The sequence below is a fragment of the Ohtaekwangia kribbensis genome (genome assembly GCF_042676245.1).
GTDB classification, from domain to species: domain Bacteria; phylum Bacteroidota; class Bacteroidia; order Cytophagales; family Cyclobacteriaceae; genus Ohtaekwangia; species Ohtaekwangia kribbensis.
Map to the genome: position 1 here is coordinate 1,280,094 of NZ_JBHTKA010000007.1, position 22,290 is coordinate 1,302,383.

Annotated in this window: 18 protein-coding genes; 8 read left to right on the forward strand and 10 right to left on the reverse strand. The window is 41.5% G+C overall.

Annotated elements, in window-relative coordinates; genetic code table 11:
- Positions 1-63 precede the first annotated feature (63 nt).
- The 3 genes from ACFQ21_RS20250 to ACFQ21_RS20260 all read left to right on the forward strand — a co-directional run bounded on the left by ACFQ21_RS20250 (position 64) and on the right by ACFQ21_RS20260 (position 4,143).
- Positions 64-1,086 carry an LLM class flavin-dependent oxidoreductase gene (locus tag ACFQ21_RS20250; RefSeq protein WP_377581816.1) on the forward strand — a complete coding sequence of 341 codons (1,023 nt, stop codon included), beginning with the start codon at positions 64-66 and terminating at the stop codon, positions 1,084-1,086.
- 73 nt (positions 1,087-1,159) lie between these two features.
- The gene (locus ACFQ21_RS20255) at positions 1,160-3,793 is read left to right on the forward strand and encodes an ABC transporter permease (RefSeq protein WP_377581818.1); all 2,634 of its coding nucleotides are present in this window, start codon (positions 1,160-1,162) and stop codon (positions 3,791-3,793) included.
- Positions 3,794-3,804: 11 nt separating this feature from the next.
- Positions 3,805-4,143 carry a PadR family transcriptional regulator gene (locus ACFQ21_RS20260; protein ID WP_377581821.1) on the forward strand — a complete coding sequence of 113 codons (339 nt, stop codon included), beginning with the start codon at positions 3,805-3,807 and terminating at the stop codon, positions 4,141-4,143.
- Between the two features lie 98 nt (positions 4,144-4,241).
- On the opposite strand, the gene ACFQ21_RS20265 is transcribed toward ACFQ21_RS20260, so the two are convergent.
- Genes ACFQ21_RS20265 through ACFQ21_RS20280 form a run of 4 tightly spaced genes read right to left on the reverse strand, consistent with a single transcriptional unit; the run spans position 4,242 to position 8,764 of the window.
- The gene (locus ACFQ21_RS20265; protein ID WP_377581823.1) at positions 4,242-4,661 is read right to left on the reverse strand and encodes a hypothetical protein; all 420 of its coding nucleotides are present in this window, start codon (positions 4,659-4,661) and stop codon (positions 4,242-4,244) included.
- A gap of 10 nt (positions 4,662-4,671) precedes the next feature.
- Positions 4,672-6,873, reverse strand: a complete 2,202-nt coding sequence (locus ACFQ21_RS20270) for a peptidase domain-containing ABC transporter (RefSeq protein WP_377581825.1) — start codon at positions 6,871-6,873, stop codon at positions 4,672-4,674.
- 12 nt (positions 6,874-6,885) lie between these two features.
- Entirely contained in the window at positions 6,886-7,596 is a 711-nt protein-coding gene (locus ACFQ21_RS20275; RefSeq protein ID WP_377581827.1) for a response regulator transcription factor, read from the reverse strand.
- 16 nt (positions 7,597-7,612) lie between these two features.
- On the reverse strand, positions 7,613-8,764 hold the full coding sequence (locus ACFQ21_RS20280) for a hypothetical protein (protein ID WP_377581830.1): 1,152 nt from the start codon (positions 8,762-8,764) through the stop codon (positions 7,613-7,615).
- A gap of 150 nt (positions 8,765-8,914) precedes the next feature.
- Between ACFQ21_RS20280 and ACFQ21_RS20285 the strand changes: the two genes are divergently transcribed.
- Together ACFQ21_RS20285 and ACFQ21_RS20290 are read left to right on the forward strand one after the other, a co-directional pair.
- On the forward strand, positions 8,915-10,411 hold the full coding sequence (locus tag ACFQ21_RS20285; RefSeq protein ID WP_377581834.1) for a class I SAM-dependent methyltransferase: 1,497 nt from the start codon (positions 8,915-8,917) through the stop codon (positions 10,409-10,411).
- On the forward strand, positions 10,398-11,372 hold the full coding sequence (locus ACFQ21_RS20290; RefSeq protein WP_377581836.1) for a hypothetical protein: 975 nt from the start codon (positions 10,398-10,400) through the stop codon (positions 11,370-11,372). Before ACFQ21_RS20285 ends, ACFQ21_RS20290 begins: the two co-directional genes overlap by 14 nt.
- Here the strand turns inward: ACFQ21_RS20290 and ACFQ21_RS20295 are convergent.
- A complete protein-coding gene (locus ACFQ21_RS20295) occupies positions 11,359-13,758 on the reverse strand; it encodes an FtsX-like permease family protein (RefSeq protein ID WP_377581839.1) in 2,400 nt (799 codons plus the stop codon). The two genes, ACFQ21_RS20290 and ACFQ21_RS20295, sit on opposite strands and share 14 nt — an antisense overlap.
- Before the next feature lie 222 nt (positions 13,759-13,980).
- Between ACFQ21_RS20295 and ACFQ21_RS20300 the strand changes: the two genes are divergently transcribed.
- Positions 13,981-14,154, forward strand: coding sequence for a hypothetical protein (locus tag ACFQ21_RS20300; protein WP_377581841.1), 174 nt, complete (start codon positions 13,981-13,983; stop codon positions 14,152-14,154).
- Positions 14,155-14,221: 67 nt separating this feature from the next.
- Entirely contained in the window at positions 14,222-15,454 is a 1,233-nt protein-coding gene (locus ACFQ21_RS20305; RefSeq protein ID WP_377581844.1) for a radical SAM protein, read from the forward strand.
- Positions 15,455-15,460: 6 nt separating this feature from the next.
- On the opposite strand, the gene ACFQ21_RS20310 is transcribed toward ACFQ21_RS20305, so the two are convergent.
- From ACFQ21_RS20310 to ACFQ21_RS20325, 4 genes are read right to left on the reverse strand one after another with little or no spacing between them, the layout of a single operon-like run.
- Positions 15,461-16,315 carry a glycosyltransferase family 8 protein gene (locus ACFQ21_RS20310; protein ID WP_377581847.1) on the reverse strand — a complete coding sequence of 285 codons (855 nt, stop codon included), beginning with the start codon at positions 16,313-16,315 and terminating at the stop codon, positions 15,461-15,463.
- A 12-nt stretch (positions 16,316-16,327) separates the two neighbouring features.
- Positions 16,328-17,035: a glycosyltransferase family 2 protein gene (locus ACFQ21_RS20315; RefSeq protein ID WP_377581849.1), complete on the reverse strand. Its 708-nt coding sequence runs from the start codon at positions 17,033-17,035 to the stop codon at positions 16,328-16,330.
- A 10-nt stretch (positions 17,036-17,045) separates the two neighbouring features.
- Positions 17,046-18,596 (reverse strand): DUF6734 family protein, encoded by a 1,551-nt coding sequence (locus ACFQ21_RS20320; protein WP_377581852.1) that lies wholly within the window; start codon positions 18,594-18,596, stop codon positions 17,046-17,048.
- A 2-nt stretch (positions 18,597-18,598) separates the two neighbouring features.
- Positions 18,599-19,063, reverse strand: a complete 465-nt coding sequence (locus ACFQ21_RS20325; protein ID WP_377581855.1) for a helix-turn-helix domain-containing protein — start codon at positions 19,061-19,063, stop codon at positions 18,599-18,601.
- 304 nt (positions 19,064-19,367) lie between these two features.
- Between ACFQ21_RS20325 and ACFQ21_RS20330 the strand changes: the two genes are divergently transcribed.
- Entirely contained in the window at positions 19,368-20,006 is a 639-nt protein-coding gene (locus tag ACFQ21_RS20330; protein ID WP_377581858.1) for a response regulator, read from the forward strand.
- Between the two features lie 284 nt (positions 20,007-20,290).
- Here ACFQ21_RS20330 and ACFQ21_RS20335 read toward each other — a convergent pair whose 3' ends face one another.
- Entirely contained in the window at positions 20,291-22,189 is a 1,899-nt protein-coding gene (locus ACFQ21_RS20335; RefSeq protein WP_377581861.1) for an alpha-L-arabinofuranosidase C-terminal domain-containing protein, read from the reverse strand.
- Positions 22,190-22,290: the final 101 nt, after the last annotated feature.

Here is a 22,290-nt window from a genome sequence, read left to right on the forward strand (position 1 = left end):
ATTGCATGCCCCGTAATTTTTTATCTTTGACAGGCAAGACTATTTTTAGGTTTTGATGAAGCTATGAAGAAAATTGGATTTTTGTCTTTTGGCCATTGGGCTAATCGGCAGGGTTATAAAGCGCGTACGGCAAGTGATACATTGCTTCAATCTATAGATCTGGCAGTTGCTGGTGAAGAGATGGGGTTGGACGGTGCGTATTTCCGGGTGCATCATTTTGCTGCTCAGCTTGGGTCACCATTTCCTTTGTTATCTGCGATCGGTGCAAAAACAAAGAAGATAGAGATTGGAACAGGCGTGATTGATATGCGCTATGAAAATCCACTCTATATGGTGGAAGATGCAGGAGCAGCCGATCTGATATCCGGAGGAAGATTACAGTTGGGAATTAGCAGAGGTTCGCCAGAACAGGTAATCGATGGCTGGCGCTATTTTGGTTACGAACCCGCTGAAGGAGAAACTGATGCGGACATGGGGCGTAGAAAGGCGCTGGAATTTCTGGATAAATTAAAAGGCGTGGGATTTGCCAAACCTAATCCGAATCCTATGTTCCCGAACCCTCCGGGCTTGTTACGGTTAGAACCACATTCGGAAGGATTGCGTAACAGAATATGGTGGGGTGCTGCTTCCAATGCTACAGCGATCTGGGCTGCCGAAAATGGAATGCATTTGCAAAGCTCTACACTTAAATATGATGAGAGCGGTAAACCTTTTCACGTTCAGCAGGCAGAGCAAATCAGACTCTATAAAGAAGCATGGAAGAAAGCTGGCCACCAGCGGGAGCCAAGGATTTCGGTAAGCAGGTCTATTTTTGCATTGGTAACGGAGCAGGACAGGTATTTCTTTGGACAGGAAACTAATCGCGTAGATCAAATTGGTTTTATCGAAAGTGACAAACGTGCTATTTTCGGAAGAAGCTATGCCGCAGAACCGGATAAACTCATAAAGGAATTAGCTGCAGACGAGGCTATTCAGGCGGCTGATACACTTCTCCTGACGATACCCAATACACTGGGAGTTGATTACAATATTCACGTGCTCTCTTCAATACTGAAGCACGTTGCACCAGGATTAGGTTGGCGGTAATTTCTTTCTGATTCATATATTTTATCCACAAACATGAAACATATCATATTACTTTCACGTTTGTGGAAGATATATGAACAGGGTCTCACCGCCTAAATGGGCTAGTAGATTTTTGGAGTGGTATTGCAATCCTGCATTGCTGGAAGAAATTCAGGGCGATGCTTACGAACTCTATGTCCGTGCCCTGAAGAATCACGGGCAACATATAGCCGATTGGCAATACACCTGGAATATACTACGCTTCTTTAAATGGTCTAATATCAAACGATCATCCAACCAATCCAGCCCAAACTTTATGATGTATCGAAATTACTTCTCTGTATTCAAGCGCAGTTTCGTGCGTGAAAAAGGATATTCTTTTTTAAACGTATTTGGTCTTGCCATTGGCGTTACCTGCTTTCTGTTGATAAGTCTATATATACGCAACGAGTATAGTTTCGACAGGATGCATACCAAAGCAGACCGTATATACCGCGTGCATGAAGTATTGCAATCCGATGGAGTAGGAGAGCACTCGGCCAGTCAACCGTTTCCAGTAGCCGAAGCGTTGTTAACGGATCATGGTTCGCAAATTTTGAGCGCGGTACGATTCTTTAATTTTCAGGCTCCTACACTGGCCATGGCCACGATTGATAATACCAAGGAGTTTAATGAATCACGATTATTCTGTGCTGACAGCACAGTCTTTGACGTTTTCGACTATAAATTCGTTGAGGGAGATCCAACAGCTCTTGATAAACCCGAAACCATTGTACTGACGCAAAGTATGGCGCGGAAGTATTTTGGAAGCGAGCATGCTATAGGTAAATATCTGAGGTTTCAGGGTAATACAAATTTGTTGGTAACAGGTATACTGGAAGATATACCGCTGAACACACACTTTCAATTCGATGGCTTGATCTCTTTCCGCACGCTTGATCAGGTTTATGATCCACGTACACCACAAAACTGGCATTGGTACTGGAACCCCTGCTGGACATACCTGTTGCTCCGCGATGCGAGTGATGCGCCCTACCTGGAAGCTGCCATGCCTGCCTTTGTAAAAAAACACTTCCCAGAGTTTGTTCGGGAAGATGTAAAGCTGGAATTGTTTCCGCTCACGGATATACACCTGAAATCACACCTGGATTATGAGATACAACCTAACAGCAGTCTGACTACACTATATATCTTTGGTTCTATAGGTATATTTGTTTTGCTCATTGCCTGCATAAACTTCATCAACCTGAGCACAGCACGTGCTGCCAAGCGGGCCAAAGAAGTGGGCATGCGCAAGACGCTGGGAAGCCAGCGGTTTCAACTGGTAGGACAATTCCTCTTTGAATCTATACTGCTGTGTGTACTTTCCGTAGTCATTGCGATCACACTGGTGCTGCTACTGCTTCCGATGTTCAATGCATTTACTGAAATGAATGTAACACCGATGGCATTACTCGAACCTTTTTATTTAACGCTTCTTACACTGCTTCCCATAGGAGTAGGAGTGGCTGCAGGCCTTTATCCTGCCGTTGTGCTTTCCGGTTTCAAACCGATTACGGCATTAAAGACAAGCATCAATTCTCAGTCAGGCGGTACTTTTCGTAAAGGCCTGGTGATCGTTCAGTTTACATTGTCTATTATATTATTGATCGGAACTGGTGTAGCTATAGATCAACTGCGGATGCTTCGAAAAAGCGATACAGGTTTTACGCAGGAGAATGTTATCATGATCCCGGTTACACGTTCACCGGTGGCAACAAATTATCAGGCATTGGAGAATGAATTCTTGCGAAATAAAAATACCGTCAGTGTAACAGCGCTTGAAGAAATATTGGGAGCGAAACACCAGGTGGGTAACTATATATTTGAAGGGCAGCATGAATCACGACCATTTCCACGCCTGACTGTACGACATCACTTTGCTGAGACATTTGATATACCTATTGTTGCCGGCCGTGATTTTTCTGAAGATATAAAGACCGATGATTCATTGTCGCTGATCGTAAATGAAACGTTTGTGAAACAAATGGGATGGGCTTCCAGCGAAGAGGCTATAGGTAAAACGTTCGACAACAGCGCTACCCATCGCATCATTGGTGTGGTAAAGGATTTTAATTTTACGTCACGCCATAATCCTATCCGTCCCCTGATACTGCAGTTGAATACAACGCCCCGGGCATTTGATGTTCGCATCAAGTATATGGCTGTACGCATTACGGGCAATGACATTCCCGGCACTATCGATTGGCTTGCCAAACAATGGAAAGCGCAGATACCCGGATGGCCATTTGAATATTTCTTCCTCAGAAATGACCTGGAGAAACTCTATAAGGCCGAGACAAAGATGAGTCGTGTTACCATCGTTTTCTCTGCTCTCTCTATATTGGTGGCATGCCTGGGATTGTTTGGTTTGGCTACATTTACGGCCGAGCAACGCAAGAAGGAGATGAGCATCCGAAAAGTATTGGGTAGTTCAACAGCAAACATCTTTGTGTTATTCTCGCGTCATTTCTTCAGCATGATTCTGATCGCTATACTGGTGGCGTTGCCAGTGGCTTACTTCCTGATGACACAATGGTTGCAGAGCTTTGCCTACCGGGTAAATATAAATGGATGGTTATTTGGGTTGTCGGCAATTATAGCAGCGGCAATAGCTTTCTTTACGATAAGCTACCAGGCTATACGGGTGGCAAACGTGAACCCGGCAGACGTGTTAAAACGAGAGTAGATATATAGTATATGAAAGGAACATATTTAGGAGAACTTGAAGAATTAGTATTGCTTACGGTTGGTGTGCTATATAAAGATGCCTACGGTGTTGCTGTGATGGATGAGATCGAGCGACAGACGGGGCGTAGTCTTAACATCAGTGCCGTGCATACGGTATTAAAACGTCTCGAAGATAAGAACCTGGTGACTTCAAAAATGGGCGACCCCACGAGCGAGCGTGGCGGACGCCGTAAGCGACTCTTCCTGCTGACGGCTGCCGGTAAACGTGCTCTGGAAGAAACGAATGAAATGCGCAATGAGCTCTTTAACAAGATACCCAAGATCGCTCTTCAGTTTAAAGTTGCTTAGACTTAGAATGGACCGATTAAGGATTCAGCCTAAAATTCGTTAGTGCAGGTTGGAAATAGCATGTGAGAGAGACTACTTCGTTTTTTCGTTCTTGAAGGTTAGTGTTTGTTATCACCCAATGCAGTAAGCTTTTCGAAGAACGTTGCATTTTTCTGATGGATAGTTCCTGTATACTGTTGTCCGCTAAAATAGGATTGCTGCTTCATCTGAAAAATAATATAGTGCATTTTTCCCCGACTATACATACTATCTATACTTGATATAAAAGTATGGCGGTCAATGGTAAGTACTATATTTTCTTTTTTATTAAACGTAAAGTCACCATTTGCCTTACACTCAAATAATACATGAGACGAATCAATACGGGTAAATATTCCTTTTTGCCGCGTATTGAATTTGTAGATGAAAAACCAAAATATACAAAGCGAGAACAGTGCGATAAATACCCAGGTACTCACAGTGCCAACCCAAACAGGAATTTTACCCATGAGCTCTTCTTCAGTGTTTGTATTGTTCATAGAGGCAAGTTCAAGAGACTACTTCCATTTGACTTTCGACCAGTGAATAATATTTACTCCTACTATCAATGAGTGTTATATGCGTGCCTGATTCACTGATCTTACCATTTTCAATCAATACAATTTGATCTGCGCGCTTGATGGTGCTTAGCCGGTGCGCTATAATTATTACTGTTCTTCCCTGGTAGAATTTCTCCAGGTTGCGCATGATGATGCGTTCATTCTGGGCATCGAGTGCGTTTGTAGCTTCATCAAATACCAGGTATTCCGGATTCTTATATACCGCTCTTGCAATCAGGATTCGTTGCCTCTGTCCCTGACTCAGGCCGATACCGTCTGGTCCTATTTTCGTGTGAACGCCTTGCGGAAGTGACGCTATAAAATCATGAATGTTGGCAATCTCGGTCGCTGTTTTAAGTCTTTCGTAACTAATGCTGGGAGCCAAAGCTATATTAGACGCTATACTGTCTGAAAAGATAAATCCGTCCTGTAATACAGCACCACAGTGAGCTCTCCAAAACGGACTTTGAATTTCCCTCAGATCTGTGTGACCTACACGGATAGATCCGTGCTGCGGATCATAGAATTTGAGTAGTAACTTAATCAACGTAGTCTTTCCGCTGCCGCTTAAACCAACAATAGCTGTTATTTTTCCGGCAGGTATAGTAAGGTTTATGTTATCTAAAGCAAAGCTTGATGAGTCGTCACCGAAAGAGAAACCGACATTTGTAAAATATATACTTCTGTCTGCAGGCAACTGTTTTTCGGATCCATAAGTTTTGTTTTCGCTGTCAAGCGCATGAATTTGTCCCATTCGTTCCAGGCTCATCTTGGCTATGTGGCCGCGCAGCACAAAATTGATAAGCTGCGTTACAGGTACATTTAACAATCCCAGGATGGAGGTGACAGCCAGCATCGATCCAAGTGATAGTTTCCCTTCCAATACCAACGAAGCGGTTATGAAATTAATAACTACAACCAGTAAATAATTGGTAGTACGCGCAATTCCCTCTTGACGCTGGTTGAGTCTTAAACGCTTCAGGTTTACCTTAAAAAGTTTTGATTGTATATACTCCCATTCCCACCGTTTCTTTTGCTCTACATTATGAAGTTTGATCTCATTGATTCCACTTATTAACTCGTGAAGCTTGCCTTGCTCTTCAGCCATATATACAAAGCTTTCATTATCAACCTTCCGTACGTGTTTGAGGAAGATGAAGATCCATGTCATTTCCAGCACGGTGAGTAATAAAAAAGCTGTAAAGATCCAGAAGTTATAGGCCGCCAGAACGGTGCATAAGACAACAATGCTGAATAGCGAAAACAAACTTTTTAGCAACGTATCAGTTAGAAAGGAGCGCACACGCTCATGGTCCTGGATGCGCTGCATAATGTCTCCCTTTGTTTTTGTATCAAAGAAATGAATGGGCAGACTCATAAGCTTCATCAGAAAGTCGGATATAATGTAAACATTCATTCGACTACTGATGTGAATGAGAATCCACGTGCGCAGGAAATCAACAATGGTAATACTTACAAAGACAAACAATTGTGCCAGGATGATTATGCGTAAGAAATCAATGTCTTGAGGAATTATACCAAGATCCACAATGGACTGCGTGATGAAGGGTATAAACAGTTGCAGTAAGCTGCCAAGCAACAGTCCAACAATTAACAGGAGAAAATGAAAACGAAACTTTAGCGAGTTCTTGATAATGAAGCCGAGGCTGGCTTTATTCTGGTTGGTTGCAGTGTGCTTACTGCTGAAAAAGTCTGGAGACGGTTCTAACAATAATACGACACCGCGACTTGTGTTTTCTTTTTTATGATGCAACCAGTGCATACAAAACTCGGCATGAGTATATTGGCATAAGCCAATTCTGGGATCTGCTATATATATTTTGCTGCCGGTGATTTTATAGACCACCACAAAGTGATCACCGTCCCAATGTACTATTGCCGGTAATTGGACTTCCGTCATTAAATTCTTCCACGAGGTTTCAATTCCGAGGGAGCGAAATCCAATCTTGTCGGCAACGGTAGAGAGGTCATAAATAGATATACCAATACGATTAACGATCACGTGTCGTGTTAAATCCTCCTGCCTATATTCCTTTCCATAGTATTTCGCAATCATCCGCAGGCACGCTATGCCACAATCAGACTGCTCATACTGTTTAAAAAAAGGAAACTTCCCAGTGTTGAAAATCATACTTGGATTTTATTAAACGTCAGGATTTTCGATTTGAATATTTTTCGGTTGCCGACCGTTTCTCATGGCAAAAAAAACTATTTCCCGATTGCTCATCAGATTGAGCTTGCTCTTTATGTTTGTTTTGTGATTGTTCAATGTGTTCTGACTAATGAACAGCCGGTCTGATATATCCTTGGAGCGAAGCCCTTTGGCAAGCAAGTTCAGTATAACAATTTCCTGCTTTGTCAGGTTGAAACCCTGGTATGTCAGGTCGAACTCAAACTCATTTACCTTCGCTAACGATTCGCGGATTTGCGACCCTATATATCGATAACCATCCGTAAGTGTCTCTACACACAGAACGATTTCTGTAAGTGAAAGATCGACTGAGGATAAGTATGCACTTATATTAAAGTTTACTAAATATTCTAACTTGAAATCCTCCGGATCAACGTACACAACACAATGTGTTTGTGGCATGACACGCTTCACCTTCCTGGAGAATTCAAGGCTATTCGCATTTCCGCGCATTGAAATGAAAGTAACATCAGCGTTTGTACGTGCGATTTGAGATAGAATCTGTTCACTGTCATCGCCCGATAACAACATACTATTTATATGATTCTCCCTTAAGAACTGAGTTGCAAAAGCGAAGAAAGAGTTCTCGTGTGCTATAAACTGAATGGCCACATCTCGTTTAAAACCAGGTGGTAGAATTTCTTTCCTTGAAGTTCTGCTCATGCGTTTTTTACATTTCCTAGTTCGCTAACATTTCTTCCCTGATCTCTGAAAAACACAACGCCAGTTCATGCTCAAGTTTTAAGTTGTATTTTGTTATGAGTTCGTTGGCATCAAACTTCCTGAACCCTGCCTGAATAAAATTCATCCGGCCAACAGCATGTTCTTCGTTGTACAGATTATTTTGATAAGCATAGGACCAGAAGTGATACAAACCATACCAGACAAAACAAGCTTGTAAAAGACTGTTTAGTGTTAGTATATTTCCTGTCCAGCTTGATGGTATAACTCTTCCTATTTTGTTAGACAAATCATAGCTCGGCATCCACCGTTTGGTTTCATCAATCATATAGAGTTTTGAGTGAATGGACTCATGAACTAACGCCTCGATCATTTTCTCAAGGTCTCCATCAGTAGGATTCGAAATTACAGTTCTGCCAACGTGAAGAGCATCGGAGCCTGAGATAAAGGGAGGTGGACCGGTAACAGGAATAACTTTATTAAAGATAATTACTCTTGAAAAATGATTGATCAGTTTAATATAGTCGTTATTGATGCCGATAAGTGGCTCAACGGTTTCCTCCAGTAAATTACAGATTGACTCAGCTTCATCAAAATCATATGGCAGTAGTTTTGAAGTTCTCGTTTCATTGACATCATCGTTCGTCAGTTTTACACAATAGGGACTAAAGAAATCGATGGGTGTTATCCAATTCAACTTATAAGGTTCATACGTTACAAACTCTTTGTCTTCCTTGTTGTAGCGAATGAAGAAATCTCCATTTGGTGTCCAGAGTTCTTCATAGGAGTTCGTGTCAAATTCTTCCTTCGTCTTTGCCAGTTCAGCATCCATGCTATAGATGATGAAATTTGTTAGCAGTACAACACTATGCTCGTTGAAGTTTAAAAGTCTGAAGCTTACTTCGGGAGCCATAATGATCAATGTAAACTGATCTTCTGAGAGCTGACTGATTTTGCCCTGCAGCTTGGTCAGAGCATTGGTGTCGGTCTTTTCCAGTAGCTCGATCAGCATATTCCATTTTTTTAAAAGTACTCCTTTGAAGTCCCGCAATATAGTCTGGTGTTTATCTTCATGCGACTGTGAATGCATTCTTAATGTGTCTTTACCAAGCTTAATATTAGACAGGGTAGGGGCATATATTGTTTCCATAGTTTTTTTACAGGCAAATTGATGGTTCCTCCTAACTCGTCAAAAACGATCGCGAATAAAAATATAATTGTGAAGAATAATTTATTCATACTGTGTTGTCGGTTAAAACTTCTCTGGTGTTGAACTTAGGGCAACTCGTAAAACAATAGTATGGCAGTATATACTTCTGAAGTCAAGAATTTAAAATCGCTGATCCATGATTGTATGCTGGAGAAAGCAATCTGTCAGGCAAAGATAACCTCGGACCGGCTGCTAGCCGGGCAGGAGGAGACGTTCACCTGGTTTTCTGCCCGGCCTGATACCCGAACAGTTTTTATTAGTCCTTTAAATAATGATGAAATTCTCAATCGCGATGTAGCTTCCCTGCTGGCCGATGAAGATGTACACTATATAAAGATTTTTTCGGTTGAGCAGGATCGTGACAGCAATCGATTCGAAAAGCAAAATTTTGTAATACGGGATAGTGAAGATATACTCTGTGTTACAGATCCTGGAACAGGAACATCTGGAAAGCTTCCGGATATCGCGGTTAATCATGGGAAGAATATTGCAACTATAGAGCTATATAAGGAAACGATAGCAAATGTTGGAGGCAGGCAACTATATTCTAAAATTGAATCATCACTAAAAGCATATAGTAGTAATGCTCGCCTTGATATGGTTGTATTTCGAAACAGCAAAGGAGATGTGGCTTTTGTAAACTGCCTTGTTTCGCACGATGTGAGCTGGGTGTTGACTGTTGGTATACATCCGGAAGAAAACAGGATGGAATTGTTTCGGTATATTTTAGAGACTTTGGTACATAGCATGCTTTCGGATGGTGTCCGTGCTGTGGTTTTGCAGGCACCCGCTGGTAATGCCGGTGTATACTCCACGATGGGGTTTTCACATTTTGGCAATCTGAAGGTTTATGATTGGTCGCGCGCAACACACTACATCAGCAGGGAAAATCTTATGCATCCTTCTGTATATCCCGCCAGTGGTATACTAAAAAAGGACACTGATTTTATAACCGCGTTGGATGAAAGTAAATGCCTGGGGATTCCGTTTCATGAAGATCTTCCAAAGAACTGGGATTCTCTCGCAGCTTTATCTACGGTTCTTCGGTATACCGATACGCGCGCGAAAATATTAGACGCCGGAGGAGAATACTACTCAAGTATACTCCCACAGCTGGCTGCATATAATTATAAAAATTTAACGTGTATAAACCTGGCTTTCAAAATCAAAAGTACCAGGGGCACAATTATATACCAGCCAGGCGATATTACGGCAACCGATTTTGATGATGAGTACTTTGATGGCGTTACATGCTTAAGTGTTATTGAGCATGGAATCGATTTACATGCCTGCTTCCGGGAGATGAACCGTATCATCAAAACTGAAGGCTATTTATTCATTTCAACTGATTATTGGGAGGACTATATAAATACAGATCACATTTCCGCCTATGGTGCATCAAGCTATATATTTAACCGCGATAGCATCGCTTCGGTAATTCAACTGGCAAATGCGTATGGGTTTCAGTTGTTAGAGCCGCTACATTTGGATGGTGTTGATAAAGTGGTTGAGTGGAAGGAATTCAATACACAATACACGTTTATATACTTCACGCTGCAAAAGGTAAGTTCTTATGGTAAGAATTGACTACCGTGACCAGGTGGTTTGGAATGAACACCGGAGCGGATGGAAATATGCACTGGAGTCGCTGCACGAAATTCACAGCGAAGATGGAGCTATTTTTAATGGATCAATTGACGCTAGTTTTGGTTATGCAGCAGACAGGTTCATTGAAGCAGGTACACTTCCATATACGAGCCCCTGGATTGGTTTTATACACGGTACTATAGCAATCTGTCCATGGGCGACAGATGATGTAAAGCCTATAGATGCAATATTCTCCAGTAAAATATTTGAAGAGAGTGCCGGTAACTGCCGCGGAATTTTTACATTATCGCGGTATGTAGCAGAATATGTAAGCGAAAAAGTTAATCGTTTTAATATACCGGTTGGCAGCGTAAAACATCCTACAGAGTTTCCGCTTAGAGTTTTTAGTTACCAAGAGTTCTTGGATACCCGCAGAATATTGCATGCGGGCACGTGGATGCGCAGAATTACATCGTTCTTTGACTTAGATGTATCGGGGCTTGATAAAATGCTGCTGCTAAATTCTTATACGTTGCGCTATATTCAGCAGGAGTTACAGTACGTAGGAAAATCACCTTCAGAAGTGCGTAATGTGCAGGTTGTAAACCATGTGTCCAATTCCATGTACGATGATTTGTTATGCTCCTCCATTGTTTTTAATGATCTGTATGACAGTAACGCCAATAACGTTGTTATCGAATGTATAGCGCGCAACACACCGATCCTGGTAAACAAGATTCCGGCAGTCACCGAATATCTTGGTGATGACTATCCATTTTACTATTCGTCACTTGAGGAAGCAAATAGTAAGGCACAGGATGATAAGCTTGTCGCACAAACTTCAGAATACCTGCGAACATTTCCATCACGCAATGATTTGCAAACAGAGACTTTTGTTCGATCATTAAAAGAGTCAGCCATAGTTCGACTTGCCCGCAATGGATCATCTATTCCGATTTAAGAACCTTTAATGGATTCGTGGATGCAGAGCGAATAATCTGAAAGCTTAGTGTTAGTAATGCAATCAGAAGCGCTATACCACCTGCCAGCAGAAATATATACCACTCAATGGAAATGCGATATGCAAACCCTTCAAGCCATTTGCTCATAAGCCACCAGGCCGTTGGCCAGGCAATCACATTCGCGATTATTATCAAAATCATAAATTCTCTGACGAGAAGTCCCATAATACTGGACATATCAGCCCCCAGAATTTTTCGGATACCAAATTCTTTGGCTTTTCTTTCTGAAGTAAATATCACAAGACCAAGAAGTCCCAGACATGAAATACAAATGGAAAGAACAACGAACGTGTTGAAGAGTTTTTCGAGTCTTGCGTCATTTTGGTAGAACGTGGCAATTTTATCATCAACGAAATCGAAAGTAAAGGGCCATATACCTGAAATATTCTGCCAGGTATTTTTGATCGATGCGAGTGATTCGCTGACAGGTTCCGGAGCTAACCTGATGATGAGGTGTCGTATTTCGCCGGGCTCACAAACAATCAACAGCGGCTCAATCTCACTATACATAGGTGCAAAGTTGAAATCTTCTACAACACCGATAATTTTACTCTTGCGGTTGGCTCCAAATCGTACACCTTCCAGCTCATGTCCCAAGGCATCTTGCGGAGTATTCCATCCATATTTTTTGACGGCTTGTGCATTGATGATAATAGCGTCAAGTGAATCAGCAGGATTTTGAAGGGAGAAATCTCTGCCTGCCAATAGCTTTAACTTTACGGTCTTCAGGAAGTTGAAATCGCAGGAAATTCGCGAGAGTAAAACTTCATTTTCATCGCTGCTTCCTAATAGACGTGCATTTACGCGAGATGTGAAGTCCAAAAGATTATCGGCTGAAGTGATGCCCGTAATACCCGGTGTACTTCGCAAAAACGATTGTTTTATTGATTCCTGTTGGCGTATCAGGAGTGGATCGCGCAATGGTATCTGTATCAGGTTGTGCTGGTCAAATCCCAGGTTTGAACCAGACATGAATTTCAATTGATGTTGGATGATGAAGGTTGAACTGATTAACATGATTGTAACGGAAAATTGAAATACTACCAATGCCTTTCGAAAGGAAAAGCCCTTTGACGACTGCAGAAGCTTACCCTTTAATGTTAGCGCGGGATGAAACCGTGTCAGGTAAAACGCAGGATAAGAACCGGCTATAATGCCCACCACTACAATAATGATTAGTGATAGCGCCAGTATAGTAATGGTCGTATCTATACTGGACCACAAAGGTATATTTCTTCCCAAAAGATCGTTGAAGAATGGAAGGGTCAATGTTGTAAGCAAAAGTGCAAGTACTACACTGATAATTGCAACCAGTACAGATTCCTGCAGAAATTGTGAAATCAATGCATTACCCTTTGCACCCAATGTTTTACGTACACCAATTTCCTTGGCACGTGTCATGGAGTATGCCGTTGAGAGATTAACGTAATTGATACAGCCGAGGATCAAAATGAAAAGACCAACGCAGGCAAATATATATATTACCTTTTTACTGCGGGCCGGTTCAGCATTACTCACCACATTCGTGTCGTGATGAATTGATAGCAACGGCTGGAAATAATAATTTACATTTTGCCGTGCTTCTTTGCCTATATATTTCTCTACCAGATTCGGCATTTCAGCATTTAACGTAACAACAGAAGCCGGATCATCAAGAACAACATAGGTATAGATGCTATTGCGTCTCCATTCGTTTAACCAAGGTGTGGAAGAGTACAAAGTCGCCATGGATGCAAGGGCGTCAAAATGAATATGCGAATTGGTAGGTATAGCATCCAGAACTCCCACAACCTGGAAGCTGTGTTGATTGTCTACGACAAGGGTTTTGTTTATTGGATCAGCATCTCCATAGTAGCGTTGTGCAGTCTGTTTGGACAATATAATGGTTCCGGGTTTTGACAGCGCGTCACGCACGTTACCCTTCGCTAATGTGAAGTCGAAAACAGTAAGGAAATTAGAATCTGCAAAAGCCAATTGTTGATCTGCGAAAGACTCAGCCTGGTTCTCGAGAGAAACGACTCCTTTTTTGAGGAGTAGCCTTGTTGATGTTTCAATTTCTTTAAAATTGGACGACAGTGCACTTGCCAGTGCTCCGTTTGTTAAAGCGGAAATCTGAGATTCACCATTGAATGTATGTTCGCGCACGGCTCTGAATATATACTCCTTTTTAGTATGAAAACGATCAAATCCAACTTCATCTTTTACAAAAAGCGTTATCAGAAAACACGATGCAATAGCAGTCGCGAGTCCAAACAGATGAATAAACGTGATGAGTTTTTGGCTTGCTAGTTTTCGAAAGGCAATCTTAAGATGGTTACTTAACATACAATGGAGTTTGGTTACAAATGGGATACTATGCAATCGATCATGTGAATGTAATTTATAGCATTGGCGAAGTCAATTGTTATAGCATGTTTTTGCTATTTTATATAGCTATAAAAATGATAAATCGCTGCTATTGTAAAAGCATGATATAATTAGTCGATTTGATGGACAGTGTAAGGCCGCATACTGATCAACTTATGTTTAACCATTAAATCAAACAACATGAAATCCAAGAAGATTAAACTCGAAAAAAAACAGTCAGAAATGATTCGTCAGTCAATCGATTCATTCAAAAATGAAGCTGTTAAAGATCTTGCCAAAAACTATATAGGAGGACTTGATCTGAGTGCAGCCTATTCACAAGGCTATTACCAACAATTCTATAGCCGCGTATAGACCTTCCCCGGACAATGAGATAAGTATATCTCATTGTCCCTTTATTCTAAACACTAAAATAGTAGCAATGGAAAAAGATCAGGAAATTTTACGCTGCAGTGCGATAGTAATAAAGGTGGCAAGCCGATGTAACTTAAATTGTACGTATTGCTATATGTATAATATGGGTGATGAAACGTATCGCAAGCAACCTAAATTTATGCGTGACGAAGTTGTTGATGCACTTCTGCTACGCATCAGGAATCATTGTCAGGAGCATAATCTTGAATCTTTTATCATCGTTTTTCACGGTGGAGAACCTCTGTTGGCGGGACATGAATTTTACAGGAAGTTTGTTGCTAAAGCCAATAGCATGCTGAGTGAGCATGTACGCGTCAGATATAGTGTACAAACCAACGGTGTTTTACTGGACGATGAATGGTGTAAACTATTCGGAGAATTGAATGTATATGTAGGGGTAAGTCTGGATGGAACGCCCGCACAGAATGATAAATTCAGGATCGACCATTCCGGAAGAGGATCGTACAACAACATCGTAAAAGGTCTCCAGGTTGCCTTGAATTCTACTGACCTTCGTGAACGCCCGGGCGTGCTATGTGTTGTGGATGCAGCATCGGATCCGGTTGAAACCTATAATCATTTCAAGACTATTGGAGCTCGTGATATAGACTTTCTTTTGCCAGACGCCAATTACGAGAAGCCATCCCCCGGCAAAGAAGATATAGGCTCTGTCAGCGCGCCATACGGAGACTGGTTTATCAAAATCTTTGAATACTGGTATAATGATCCTAAAGACCGTGTATCCATCCGTTTCTTCCGGCATATTATACACGGACTCCTCGGAAAAGATTTTGTATCAGAACAAATCGGAGGAGGAAACAACGAGGTGCTTATTGTGGAGACTAACGGCAGTATAGAAACTTCGGATATACTGAAGATTTGTGGTGATGGATTTACAAAAGACAATTCGCACGTTTTTACAACCGAACTGTCGGAAGCACTGGAAACAGACTTGGTTAAAATGTATAACCTGAGTCATAAGCAGCTGTGCGCAAAATGCCAGCGGTGCCCAATTGTGGAGATTTGTGGTGGCGGTTTCCTGCCGCACCGGTATAGTAAAGAAAATGCTTTCAACAACCCATCTATATATTGCTACGATCTGCTGAAAATCATCACGCATATTCAAAACAGAATTATTGAATCGCTGCCGGCAGAGGTGTTAGAGGAATCGGGTATATCTGCAATTGCATTTGAGGAAGCGGTAGCTATCTTGAATAACGACTATAGCGAAGTAGAGTAACATTCTCTATACAATCAACTCTTCATCCTTTACAAAATCCTGAACTCCATAAGTATGAAAGAAACGCACTGCATTGATCGGTAGTAAACTGAGAAAATCATGCAGGCAGTTTCTCCACAGGTCAACCGTTACTCTATTCATACCAAGACAATTTTTATAATCAAATCTTTTATCCCAGGGCTTTGTCGGGCCGCAAAAGTGAATTACGCGAACTAAACGTTCTGTAGAAGGATCGTCCAACGGAGTGGCTATGGTATATCCAAAAAGCTCGTGATAGCGTTCCAGAATGGCTGGAAACATATTATAGCCATGATCCAGGTGAAGCTCTTCTTCCATTCTCCAATTCGGATAGTATGAGTGTAAAAAGCCCTGGTCGCCACCATCGGACGAGGTGACAGAATCAATCTTCGATAACATGTCATTTAGCGTTGCCCTGTTGGGAACGACCACCAGCAATCCGGCATTTAAATCTTTCCAGTCGGTATGCTCGGGAAGCATGCCCCCGGAATTAGCAGCAGACAAGTGTTTTTTTGAAAACAGTATGTCTATGTTGGCGCATACCAACATATCGGAATCTATATAAACGATCTTATCATAATGCTCCATTCCGAAAATGTATAATTTGCTATACATCTCGCGGAATCGTGCGGGCTTTGTTGCATCCGGATTCACAATGAAATCGAAGCGCTCGGTCTGCATGCCAAGCGATGTAATCATGAAGATAATGTCCTTCGATACGTTTGCCGTCACCAGCACGAGGAGGGGATATTTCGAATGAGCTTTTTTCAGGGAGTGATGTAGAACCAACAGCCCTGGAAGAAAGTTGTCAGAGTATAGCATGGTTACATAGGTATATCGCATTGCGTATGGGGTTTAATTTTCTTCGAAATACTTACTGAATATATCTGGATGATTGAAGCGAATTTGACGGTACAGATCTTTGTGCTTCCGGATGGTATCAACAACACGGGATTCTTTCTTTGCACGATAGTAGAATAAAATCTCGGGGAGGATATGTACCAGCCAGCCGGCCTTTGTTATGCGAAGCCAGAAGTCCCAATCTTCGTAGCCGTCTCGCATATCGCTATTGAATCCATGCGCACTATCCCATGCAGTTCTTCTTATCAATCCACAGGCAACACTGTTTATACCTAACATGAATCCGGCAACGTCTCCACCGGTAGGGTGCCAGGTATAGTCCTGATCGCCAAATTTTAAAACATGCGAAGAAACAGCACCAACTTCCGGATGCTTGCATAAGACATTGCAGGCTTTCTCAACGAAAGTCCTTTCGAACATATCGTCTGCATCCAGAAGTAATATATAGTCACCATTACAATACTTATAGCCATTGTTGCGTGCTGTAGCCGGGCCGCTATTTTTCTGGGAGACGATTTTTACGTTAGGGTGGTTGTAACTTTTTATCCATGCTGTGGTTTGTGTATCCGTAGAGCCGTCATCCACTATAATAATCTCATCAACCGGTATGGTTTGATTCGTGATGCTGTTAATAGAAAAATTTATATACCGTCCCTGGTTGAAGCAGGGAACAATTGCGGATAGGCGGGGCGTTGTACTCATCTGCAGATAATTATTTTTGTTCGGGAATTAGTATGCCATGGAATACAAACTGCTTGATTGTCTCAATCAGATATCCAACCGTACGTTGCAAGTCTTTCTGAATTACCGAAGTTCTCTCGATTACTTTTTCAATGCCTGCGATAACCGATTCGGCTTGCTGAAAGGCATCGATCAATATAACATCCAATTCATTTAACTTTAATTCTACCGACAGAACAGTTGTTGATGGAGTAAATATGGTATAGTAGCGCTCGGCTTCATTGCATACGTTATATAGTACTTTTAACACGTACAGCTCAGGTATTGATTTATCGTAGACAGCCCAATTATACTTACTTCTGTGGAGTAAAGCCTCGGGATTAAAGTATAAGCGTTTTGCCAAGAACTCCTCGTGATTACTGTCGGCAACGGTAGTATATAGTTTATACTGGTTAAGTGAACGTTCCTGTATAGGAGAATAATTTGTCAGATGTGGTCTGTTAAATTTAGTCAGTTCGAATTTAAAAACGTCTGTAAGGAGCTCTGCATTTTCATCAGACGCTCCTATAAGTGACTCTGTTGTGGTGATAAAATCGGATACGTCATTGGCAATTTGTGATTCGGTCAGGTACTTTAATTCGATCAGTGCCGCTTTCGTTCTGGGAAAGTGTTGCGTACACGAAGGTTGAAGAGGGGAGTGAGCCTTGTCCGGTATCGCAGCGTTATTGTGTCTGGTGTGATCATGCTGATAATAGCAGTCTATTGTATTTGCATGAGCAGGAAATAGTTCGCGCAGTTTCAGTGATAAAAAGTTACCTATATCACGCTTGCTTTTCAATTCATCGGGTACCCAGGTGACCCCGGTTTTCCTCCCTATATCTTCAAAAATTGAATATATATTACTTTTATAGTTGAGTGGGAAATCCAGTATGGTGCTGTATTCCAATCCAATTTTTTTTAAATAACCCAGAATAAAGTAACGTTCAATAGCATTAATATACTTTGCGGGAAAGGGGTGCTTTTCCTCGCTTAAAAGATCTTGTATTGATTTAGTATAGTTGTTGTAAATCTGATGATTACCACCGCAAATTTTTGTATTCGCGGTCATGAAATATAACCTTGCGTCTACATTGATTTTCGTATTTGCAAACATTGTGTTTGCTTCTTCATACTTCTCGCGAACCGAAACCATTTCCTGAAAACATGCCCGATCACCTGATTCGGTGCAGAACAGAAACAAATCATTCTCAGGAAGGTGGTCATTAAGTCTACGCCATAAATAAACATCAGAATCCACAAGCAGGAAGGGCCGATCGACCCGATTCCAGATGTGGACTTTAACTTCCTTATCCGTCAGTGCACCTCGACTTTTGTCAATGTCACCCAATAAGATTTCCATGCTTTCGCTGCGAATACCGATTAACTCCGTGAGAAGATTTGCGGATGGTTTGTCGGTAATGACGGTAACGTTTTGATATGCTTTTTGAAGTAACAGGTTGCTAAGTGCAAAACTCTTTACGGCCTGCTCTTCCGTTGGCCAATGCGAAACCTGATCTTTGAAAAAGAATTGGCAGACTTGCATAACTATATACTGACTGGACTGGTATCGGTATATAAATATAGCTTTGTCTTCAACGCTTCGATTGTTTGTTCAAGACCAGCGATAATTGCTTCTTTATTTTTGAGCTGTTCGCGTAGTTCATGAATTTTCTCGTTTCGCCGGGCAATCCTTTGTTGGTCATTTTCAATTTGCATGCGTAAAACAACAAGTTCTGTTTCCTTGCTGCGAATAATTTGGTTCAGCAGTTCTTCTTTAGCAGGGTCACGAAGCGAGTGTGAAATGTCTGCCTTCGAGGTGTCAGTGAAAATGCTAGCCACCTCTATATCCAGAACGGCTGCAATTTTCATCAAGGTACTTGTTTTAACATCAATGATATCACTCTCAATTTTTGCATAATTTGCCTGCGACATCCTGAGTTCACTTGAGACCGTACTTTGTTTAAAGCCACGCTGTTCTCTAAGACGTCTGATCTTTGAACCGATTGTCATACAATTTTTTAGGTTAATGATATATAGCGGGTGAAAATAGTATTTGCCGTGTCAATATAAACTTACAATACATGCGTAGATTATAGGTGTATACCAGTATTTTGTGTTTCTTTCTTACCTATAGCAGGTGACGTATTTACACGTCATTTTTTCTTTCCGACTTCTATGACTGATAACTTGGCGATAATCGTGTTATATTTTTGATTGAGAAGTTACGTGTGTTATTTATTCGTGTCCAAAAAAATTGATAATTAGTAGATAGCTTTAGTTAACACAACATTGTCCATTAAATACGATATGCGTTATGAGGTTAAACTTGCTTGTGGCTGATGATCATCCACTTTTTAGAAAGGGACTAATAGCAGTACTTAAATCTCTTGGAATTTCCGGTGTGCTGTACGAAGCAGAAGATGGTGTAGAAGTGTTGGAAGTATGCAGGAAGCAATCCATTGATGTCGTATTTCTGGATATAAATATGCCCCGCCTGGATGGTTTGGAGGTTGCGCGTGAGTTATTGTCTATGAATAAAGCAACGAACCCCAAGATTATTGTCATATCACTATATAAGGAACCAATCCTGATTTTTGAACTCTTGAGAATAGGTGTTCATGGGTATATATCGAAGAGTTCTGATGGTGATGTTATCCTTGATGCGTTACATCATGTAACCCGTAACAGTATATATTACCCTTCGGATTATGATGCGAAAATCAAAGAACTGATTTCATTAAAAAGCAGGGCGGTAGGAAGTATATCAATGAAAGAGAAGGAGTTTATCAAGCTGATTGCAAAGGGGCTGACGAATAAGGAGATTGCCACACAGTCAAAAATCTCTTTGCGTACCGTTGAGACTCAACGAAACAGGTTGGAAAAGAAACTTGGAGTAAGTAACACCGCTGCCTTGATTGACTATGCGTATAGAGTTGGGATACTGGCAATCTAGTCGTAAGACCGGTCGTGTACATGCCATATCACAAAGGATGATTCTATATTTGATTCTATTGGAGATGATTAGAACTATATTTCCCACATTACTTCTTTCAGATATACCCATAAAAAGCAAAGTTCATTTTGGATTCATAGATCTCCGGTACTCTGCCATCAAAGTCCAGAATGCTTACCGGCGGATGTGGATTTTTCTTATGATAAAAAGTATCGTGTTCACCTGACTGTATCGATTCTTAAGAGAAGCAGGTGCTTCAGATACTTATTTTCTGAGGCATATAGTTATTTAGTCTTCATACGTATTACGGTTAGCGACATCGCCGGTGCATGGTAACTAAATGATTTGCTTGCCTGGAAGTTAGACGTTGTAGGAACTATGACTTCAGGTTTTTCTAATGTGTTCTCTGCTTCAGGATCTCCGGCAAGCAATGTTAAGTGTGCCTTTGAGACAATTCGTTTGAATCCCTTCAGGTTTACTTTCATAGCTTGTGATTCTTTTCCCGCATTCACCAGTTTTAAAATGATATCACCTGTTTCGTTGTCTTGTACGCAGGATGCTGCTGCGGTGGTATCGTTCGAATCGAGGTTGACGATTTTATCGAAGTAAACATCTCCCTGATTTAGTGAAAATATTTTTTGTACATGATAGTTAGGAGTGAGGCAAACAAGGTTGTTATCAAAAAATATCATGTCCGTTTTCCATTGTGTGTGATTACGCTTTGCAAGCAACGGAGCATACGATGCCATTCGCACAATGTCACCATTACGCTCAAGACCAGTCATATAAGCAGCTTCAGCTATTGCATTTTTTAGTTTGTTTCCCCACGATGCGTATTCACCTAAATATATCTCTGCATGCGTCCTGTCGTACTTATCATACCGATCTAAGTTTGACATAAGCCATGAAGGTTCCTTGTAATAGTGCTCGTCTACAACCGGTACATTCAAAGCATTAGCAAACCTCCAGCCTTTCTCAAAGTCTTCTCCATCCGGAAACGGTCCAGAAGTTCCGATCACAGTAATTTCCGGATGCTTTGCTTTTACGGCAGTATAGATGATTTTGAAACGCTCTTCAAATTCAGACGTGATCTTGTCTTCATTACCTATACCTATATATTGTAAATTGAATGGAGCAGGGTGGCCGGCTGCGGCTCTCTTAGCGCCCCATGTGGATGTAGCCGGACCGTTGGCCCATTCGATAAGATCAAGTACTTCCTGGATATAGTCCTGCATCTCTTCTTTTGGCAATGCTTTCTGCCCGGTACCTCCGATGCGCCAGGTTCCTCCGGAGTTTTGACAACTTACTGCTGCGGGTAATACCGGTAACGGCTTTGCACCTATATCTTCACAAAATTGGAAGTATTCAAAATAGCCGAGTCCTAAGGATTGATGATAGCCCCAGATATTCTTTTGTTCAATTCTCTGTTCTATGGGACCAATGGTATTTTTCCATCGGTACATGTTTCCCAAGCCATCACCATGAACAAGACATCCTCCCGGAAACCGTATGAACCTTGGCTTCATATCAGCAAGCAATTGTGCGAGGTCTGCTCTCAATCCATTGGGACGATTTTTAAATGTTTTCTCGGGAAAAAGTGAGACAACGTCCAACGCTAATTTACCCCTGGTGGTAGCAAGCACTACAAGCGATGCACTATCTGTACTTTCGATTGGCTTTAGCGTAGCGCTATATTTTTTCCAATCCTTTGATGATGTTGAAAATTTACTTTCTGCCAGTACTTTTCCTTTCGGAGTTTGCAGGCTAATGGCTAGCGAGATTGGATCCGCTGACAGCTGGCGCACAAACATAGATATACTATACGATTCACCTGCCTTGACAACGATCCCGTCAAATCCTGAATTCTTTACGCCAACACCAGCATCACCCACGTGCTCTGCAGTCAACACAATATAGTGCGGATTATTAGGATGTATAGGCGAATTGGTTTCAACCGTAATGGAGCCATACGAAAAATCAGGCGTGATATACTCCCAGAATGAAAAAGGATTCCAATCCCTTCGATCCGTTGGACTATATTCGAATGATCTGTTCTGAACAAGCTCCGCGTATAGTCCGCCATCCGCTGAGTAATTTATATCCTCAAAGAAAAGACCAAATAAATCGGGACTGATCTTTTTTCCTTTTGTGAGTGTGCGCTCAGCCGATTGAGCAAATACCATTGAGGTAATAACAACAAGACACAAACATGAACCTGCGAATTTTACGAATCGACAGTAAGTTTTTACAAAAAATATATACATAGCAATTGAAGCAAGTAATG